This window comes from Nonomuraea sp. GTA35, assembly GCF_041950525.1.
Taxonomy (GTDB): Bacteria; Actinomycetota; Actinomycetes; order Streptosporangiales; family Streptosporangiaceae; genus Nonomuraea.
Genome location: NZ_JBGNUV010000020.1, coordinates 166,663 through 173,283, shown reverse-complemented (window position 1 = coordinate 173,283; position 6,621 = coordinate 166,663). Strand labels below are relative to the sequence as shown.

General features: G+C 65.9%; 6 protein-coding genes and 1 pseudogene. 3 read left to right on the top strand and 4 right to left on the bottom strand.

The window, feature by feature from the left end; genetic code table 11:
• Positions 1 to 139: 139 nt before the first annotated feature.
• Both ACBJ32_RS53115 and ACBJ32_RS53110 read right to left on the bottom strand, forming a co-directional pair.
• Positions 140 to 331 carry a hypothetical protein gene (locus tag ACBJ32_RS53115; protein ID WP_375133368.1) on the bottom strand — a complete coding sequence of 64 codons (192 nt, stop codon included), beginning with the start codon at positions 329 to 331 and terminating at the stop codon, positions 140 to 142.
• 11 nt (positions 332 to 342) lie between these two features.
• Complete coding sequence (locus tag ACBJ32_RS53110) at positions 343 to 663, bottom strand: hypothetical protein (protein WP_375133367.1); 321 nt, start codon at positions 661 to 663, stop codon at positions 343 to 345.
• Positions 664 to 786: 123 nt separating this feature from the next.
• On the opposite strand from ACBJ32_RS53110, the gene ACBJ32_RS53105 reads away from it, so the two are divergent.
• Positions 787 to 2,019 carry a helix-turn-helix domain-containing protein gene (locus ACBJ32_RS53105; RefSeq protein ID WP_375133380.1) on the top strand — a complete coding sequence of 411 codons (1,233 nt, stop codon included), beginning with the start codon at positions 787 to 789 and terminating at the stop codon, positions 2,017 to 2,019.
• Positions 2,020 to 2,026: 7 nt separating this feature from the next.
• Positions 2,027 to 2,503: a hypothetical protein gene (locus ACBJ32_RS53100; protein ID WP_375133366.1), complete on the top strand. Its 477-nt coding sequence runs from the start codon at positions 2,027 to 2,029 to the stop codon at positions 2,501 to 2,503.
• A 100-nt stretch (positions 2,504 to 2,603) separates the two neighbouring features.
• Here ACBJ32_RS53100 and ACBJ32_RS53095 read toward each other — a convergent pair whose 3' ends face one another.
• Together ACBJ32_RS53095 and ACBJ32_RS53090 are read right to left on the bottom strand one after the other, a co-directional pair.
• Positions 2,604 to 4,004: a replication initiator gene (locus ACBJ32_RS53095; RefSeq protein ID WP_375133365.1), complete on the bottom strand. Its 1,401-nt coding sequence runs from the start codon at positions 4,002 to 4,004 to the stop codon at positions 2,604 to 2,606.
• Positions 4,005 to 4,671: 667 nt separating this feature from the next.
• The gene (locus ACBJ32_RS53090) at positions 4,672 to 6,180 is read right to left on the bottom strand and encodes a recombinase family protein (RefSeq protein ID WP_375133364.1); all 1,509 of its coding nucleotides are present in this window, start codon (positions 6,178 to 6,180) and stop codon (positions 4,672 to 4,674) included.
• A 40-nt stretch (positions 6,181 to 6,220) separates the two neighbouring features.
• Between ACBJ32_RS53090 and ACBJ32_RS53085 the strand changes: the two are divergent.
• A pseudogene (locus ACBJ32_RS53085) lies at positions 6,221 to 6,319 on the top strand (peptide-methionine (S)-S-oxide reductase); the annotation flags it as partial.
• Positions 6,320 to 6,621 lie beyond the last annotated feature (302 nt).

Genomic DNA, 6,621 nt, shown 5'->3' with positions numbered 1-6,621 from the left:
CAGCCGTCGACGCCTAATCTCGTTGATCACAGCCCGCCGTAGCGTCGACGGCCACCACGGACCGAGCACGCTTGACACCGCCGCCGATCGGATGTCTCGGGCCTGACGGCCCTGCGCTCCGGGTCGGGTTGCCATCGAACTACTTGCCTACCGCTGGTTGCCGTGACTTCTGCTGCCTGATCTCGGCCTGTAGATTCCCGGCTAGCTCCTCCAAGGTCTCTCCGCAACGCACGTTGGACAGGCCGCTGACTCTCGGCACGAAGTTGATGCGCATGGCGACCCAGCCGCCGGACATGTCGGTGATCTGCCAGCCGGGGAATCTGTTGAGCACTTGCTGCACGGTCAAGGGCACGGCTGTGCTCCGGCGATCAGCGACGAGAGCGGATGTGACATGCGCAGTTGCGTGTAGCGGAGGGCGACTCGGTGGGCGGCGCCGGCCGGCTGGGTGAAGGGGTGTCCTGCGTAGATCGGTCGGTGTCTGCGCGGGTTCCAGCCGGTACGCCACCAGTACGTGCCGTCCGCGCACCAAACGATCAGGCCGACCCAGACCGACACCATGGGCGTGCCAAACTCGTGATGGACGTCGGCAGTGATTCCCTCGTCCGCAAGGGCGGCGGCCAGTTGTTGTGCGGCGGCCAAGGGGTGAGGCGGTAGTTCGTTCATGTACTGAGCGTTGCCGTCATGAAACCGCAGGTGAACGGCCTAATGCTGCTGGTGGTACGGGTATTCCTGTCACGAATATCGGTACGACCGAGGTCGGCGGCTTAACCTAGCGTTGTGACCCAGATGCCGCCGCAGTTCTGGTCCGGGCCAGTCGTGGCCGCCGCTCTTGCCGAGTGCGATCTACCGACCGTCCTCGAAGAGGTGCGACGGGCGCGCGGTTGGACGCAGGGTCAGCTCGCTGAGGCGGTTGGCTACTCCCAGAGTTGGGTGTCCAAGGTGTTGCGTGGTCGTCAGCCGCTCACTGTGGACCAGGTTCGGGAGATATCCATCCAGATCGGGGTGCCGCTTCACTTGCTCCGATTCGGAGCCCGAGGGGATGACGATCCGACGAAGCGCAGAGATTTCGGCAAGGCACTGGCGTTGACCGCGCTGGCGGGGGTGGCCCTGCCCAAGCGTCCCGATGTGGACGAGACGACGGCTGCCACGCTGACCAGCATCACCGGCGCCCAGCGTCGGTTGGAGTCCGTCACGCCTGCGCGGGAACTCGCCAGGCCGGCTGTGGCGCAGGTCGATCTCGTGAGCCGGGTTCTCGGCCGCGCGTCGCGGTCTCCGCATGCTGACGAGATCCGGGCCGGTCTGAGCGAAGCGGCAGGCTTCGCGGCTTGGGTGCACGCCGATATGCAGGACACCGGTTCGGCGCGCCTCTACTACCGTCGCGCCGTCGACAGTGCACGACAGGCCAACCATGCGCTGCTGGCGGCATACATGATCGGCAGTCTGGCCGCGTTCGAGATCGACGCCGACGATCCGCTGATCGGACTGAATCTCTTGGCGCGGGAGCGGCGGGAGATCGGTGAGCGGCCACCGGCCATTGCTCGTGCGTGGCTGTCGAGTCTGGAAGCGCTTGGTCATGCGACCGCGCGAGACGAGGCGGCAGCGCTTCAGGCGTTGAGTGTGGCTGAGGCGGCGGTACGGGCTGGTGAGCGGGCCGCCGCGCCGCCTTGGCCGTGGGTGTTTCCGTTCGACCACGCCAAGCTGGCGGGGTATCGGGCTCTGGTGATGGTACGGCTCAAGCGGCCGGTTGAAGCCGTTGCCGCGTTCAACGAGTCGCTCGCGTCGGTCCAGCCCGGCGCGAAGCAGCGGGGCGTGCTCATGACGGAGGTGGCGACGGCTGAGGCCATGTCGGGGCGCTTTGACGAGGCGCTGTATCTGGCGTCCAATGCGCTTACGGTGGCGACGACGTACGGCTCCGAGCGTGTCCTGCACCGGGTCAAGAACTTCCGGCGATCGTATGCCGGGCCGTCGTCCAGCGCTTTGCGCTCGTTCGACGAGAGTCTTCACGCCACTCTGATCTAGGGGGATCATGGTTCGCATCGCTGTGTCCGGCCATCGGGGCTTGCCGGAGGAGACCGCCGTACTGGTCGACGGGGCGGTACGTGAGGCGCTCGCGAAGTACGGTCCTGAAGTCGCCGGGTTGTCCTGCCTGGCGGACGGGGCTGATCAGATCTTCGCTCGTGCGGTACTCGACCTCGGCGGCGTGCTGGAAGCCGTGATCCCTGCCAAGGAGTATCGGGATGGGTTGCCGGGCGAGTGCCAGGCTGCGTACGACGACTTGCTGGGCCGGGCGGTCCGAACTCACAGGCTGGACTTTGTGGAGTCCACCGCGGAGTCGCACATGACTGCCAGCGCGCGGATGCTGGACGACGCCGATGTGTTGTTCGCCGTCTGGGACGGGCAGCCCGCCCGAGGCTATGGCGGAACTGCTGACGTAGTGGGCGAGGCGCGGCGGCGGGAGGTGCCCGTGCGGGTGATCTGGCCCGCTGGAGCCCGGCGAGATTAGGGAGCCTCTAGACGATAAGTGCCTGGTCAGGTGGCTAATGGGACTCTAGGTGTGCCTCTAGACCTAGAGGTGATCTCTCTAGGTCTAGAGGCACAGGGCTCTATCGGTTCTCGCCTGCGCGCTGTCGTGCGATCTTGCGAGCGGTGGCGATCCGTTGGCGGGCTACCTCGGCCCAGAAAGCCTCTCCGTGGCGGTGGCCGCTTCCGGCATAGTGCCATTCGCCTACCGTCACGGTCTTCTCTGGATCGGGAGGCGGAGTGCCAGTGATCAGCCGGGCTTGCTCGGTGTGGAAGTCGGCGCGGGCCTGTCGAAGGTCCCAGAGTCTGATCGAGTAGCGGCGGGACTTGGTGGAGAAGTGTCCCCGGTAGCCGAGCATGTGCGCCCACTGTCGCAGGAGCAGGGTCCGGTAGGGCTGGAGCTCAGCGAGGCTGAAACAGGTGTAGATCATGCGGCGGGCGTGCTCGGTGACCTCCAGACCGGCGATCTGTCCGGCATGCCGAATCGGACGGTCTACGGTGCCCGCCGACTCGGCTCCCTTGGTCGCGTACTTGGCCACGTACGCGGCGACTCGCTGATCGCTCAGTTCGTCCAGCTCGGGTGAGACGTAGACCGGTCGTACGTCGAGCTGATCGCCCCACCGGACGGGCGACGGCGGTCCGTCCTCTATTCGGACCGCGATCTGACCGGCGGTCCGGCGTATGGCCTGGTCGAGCAGGTCGATCGTGACGCGGTCCGGAGGGCGGTCAGCGGGCCCGTCCGGTCCGTCGAGTCTGACGATGGCATGGAAGTGAACCAGGCCGCGCGCTTGGTACTCGGCGACCGTGGCGTACGAGAGGCGGACCGTCCGGCGTAGCTCCATTCGGGTGATGCCGAGCAGGCGGGCCAGGACGCTCGGCACGGTCTTGGTGAACTCCCGCCAGAGCATGCCTGCGTGGGCGTTCCACAGGACGGCCCCGATGTAGTCGTAGCAGTCCACGCACAAGGGCTGCCCTACCTGGACGTCATCGCGCTCGTGACGCGAACCGCAGCCCTTCGGCCGGCCATGCTCGCAGACGGGACGGTTGCGGCGCGGACGGCACGGGAGTGTCCGGCCGGATTGCTCGCGGTGGGCGTGGACGGCACCGAAGGAGGGGGCGGTGAAGGTGACGAACGCTCGGGGATGCTGGCTGACCGCCTCCGGAACGCCCTTACCGCCGCGTAGACCGGTGATGATCAAGTGGTACGTGTCGTCCTTGTAGACCGCCGAGCAGGCCGAACACCTGGACGCGCGCCGGTTGCCGCAGGCTGTGAGCAGGAAACCGGTCGGCTCGTCGGCGGTCCGGTACACGTCGAGGACTTCGCCCGTTCGGCTGTCCAGCGTGTATCTCTCGCCGTGTAGCCGGACCGGTTGGGCGCAGCCGCCCGTGGCGTGGACCATCTGTTGCCAGCGGGCGAAGTCGGGCATGGCCGCTCGCTGCATTATGGCCAGCATCTCGGGTGACAGGTGAGGGACCTCGCTCATGCGGCGTCTTTCCCGGAGGAGCCGTCGGGCGGGGTCTGGCGGGTGACGCATACGCCGAGCATCGTGGCGATGCGCTGCCACTTCTCTTCTGACCAGCGAGGGGATCGTGCGGCTTGCCGCTTGCTCCACTCCTGGGCAGACAGCTCGTTCGGTTGGTTCAGGTGGCCTCCTCGGCTCGTGGGCGGGAGCCACCGCCGTACCTGACGAGCACGACCAGACGCCGACGCCAAGGCAGCCTGAAGACAGCCGTTGACGGTGGCACCAGCAGCGAGAGAACAGGAATGGAGTGCGGCGAGGAGGTGAATGGCGCGCTCTGTGTGGACACCTACCGTCGGGCCGGGTCTATCCGACGGGTCATCAGTGGTCGTGGGTCTGCTTGCCCGGAATCGTGTATGCGCCGTGAGGTGATTCGCCGAGATGTTCGCTGCGGTTGTGCTGTAGAGGGACGGTGGCTCTTGGTATGAGTACGTTGTACCACCTGATCAACGTGTTCATGCAGGTCCGAGCTCCTCTGGCCGCTGTTGCGCAGACGTCCGGCCAGGACCGTGTGTGTCCGGTTGCGTCCGTGGAAACCCGGCTATCACCGGTAGTTCGGCGGCAAAGTAAGAAGGCTGTCGCCCTCGGGTAAGGGGACAGCCTTCTCGGGACGTCTTGGACGTCTGACGGCTCAGCCTTCTCGCCAGATCGGCTCAAGCAGGTCGGGGTTGAACTTCCTGCGTCCCTTGCCTGCGGGATAAATGATCACTGCCAGAAGAGCTTCGCGAATATAGGACCGCTTGATCGTGAGGGGGAGTCCGTCTTGCTCCTCTGGCAGGTACCAGCGCCGCCGGATCTCGGTGATGTCGGTGTCGGATCGGGCTTGTCGGCGCTGTGCGGCAGCGGTGAAGTTCTGGGCTTCTGTACGGAGGCGAGCGATTCGCTTCTCCAGGTCCGGTGCCACAGAGAAGAACAGTTCGTTGGTGACGTTGCCTGCGGTCCACTGGACACGAAGCTCCTCCAAGCGGGACTTCGCGTCTTCGTACTCGGCCTTGCCCGTCCATTCGACAGGCTCGGCCGATGCGGCGAGTTGTACTTCTTCGAGCTTGGCCAGAACAGCTTCCGAGATGAAGAGATCGACCATGTCGCCGCGCCGGCCAACCCCTCCACAGCCGCCGACGGTCTTCGTGGGACAGAGGTAGATGTGCTGGACGCAGTCCTTGTGGTGGGTGACGCGAAGGGGCGCGTTGCAGAGCGAGCCGTCCGGCTTGGCGCGCCCGCAGCGGAGGAAGCCGGTGAGGAGGTAGTTGGGCTCGCGGAAGTCCGAGGCGAGTATCTGGCCGACCCGGCCGTCCCGGTAGATGTAGTGACCACGGCGGGCGTCGAAGATGTTCTTGACCGCCATCCACTGATCCGGAGTGACGATCGGTTCCCACTGCCCGACCACGGGGTTTCCCGCAGAGTCCCGGACGAGTTCACCGTTGATCTCTCGCCATCCACAGACGCGGGCATTCTGCACGGTGACTTTCACTGAGCTGGTCAGCCACTCGTTGCCAAGTGAGGTCCGAACCCCCTTCCGACGCCACTCATTCGTGATCGAGTGCAGCGAACGGCCTGCGATGAGGTCCAGGATCGCCTGCCGAACGAGAGGCGCTTCGTTCGGATCGAGGGTGAGGCGGTCGGGTTTCCAGCCGAACGGGCGCGTGCCGCCGACCGGGAGACCCTGCTCGGCGCGCATGCGGTGCGAGCGGCGCATGCGACGCTGCATCTTCCGGACCTCCATCTTGGAGATCACCGCACCGAAGAGCCCCATGCTCTCGGTGTCCTCGCTGTAGAGGTCCTTCGTGCCGCGAGCGTCAGCGAACACGCGGCCGTCCTGGTACGTGATCGCTTCGACGAAGCGTTCGTAGTCGCCGGGGCGCCGGGCGAGACGGTCTTCGGCGACGATCACGACCCCTTGCACCGCCGTCCCGTTGGGGAGTTCGCCGGCCCGCAGAGCCCGCAGCATGGCCTCGAAGTCGTCGCGTACGACGTCGGCCTTCGCTGCTGACTTGTCGTTGTCCGTGTACTCGTGGACGACCGTCCACCCGTGCCGTTCCGCCGTCTCCCGGTTGAGGCGGTGCTGGTCCTGCACCCCGTGCTCATCCCGCCTGATGTCAGCGGATATGCGAGCGTAAGAGACGACTGGGACATTTGCCATGTAACTCTCCTCGCATAAATTGTTGCGGAGAGTTAAGTTCTACCACCAGCAGTACCTCTTCAAAGTGCCGGACGGTTACTGCGGTATCGGCGGTACCGGCGTTGCCTGCCCGGTCGGTTTGACCTCCGGCGAGGCCTGAGCCCGGCGGGGCCTGTCTGGCGCCGAACCAGGGACAGGGGTGTCCCCGGCTTGGGGTGGCGGTTCGCGAATTGCCGTTCATCGGGACGCTGGAGGCAGCGCGAGGTTTGCGCGCCGAGGAGGTCTTGCAGGCGCAGGATCGTCGCTTCACGGCGGTGCGCCCCGGAGCACACTGATGCGCTGCGCCTCTTGCTGGAGACACTCTAAACACCGGCCTCAAGGGGCGACGCGTCCGGCGTTGGTGGCCTGCCGATCGACTCCGCCACCGCATCGGCTCGCGTCTGATGGGGGATGGAATGTGGC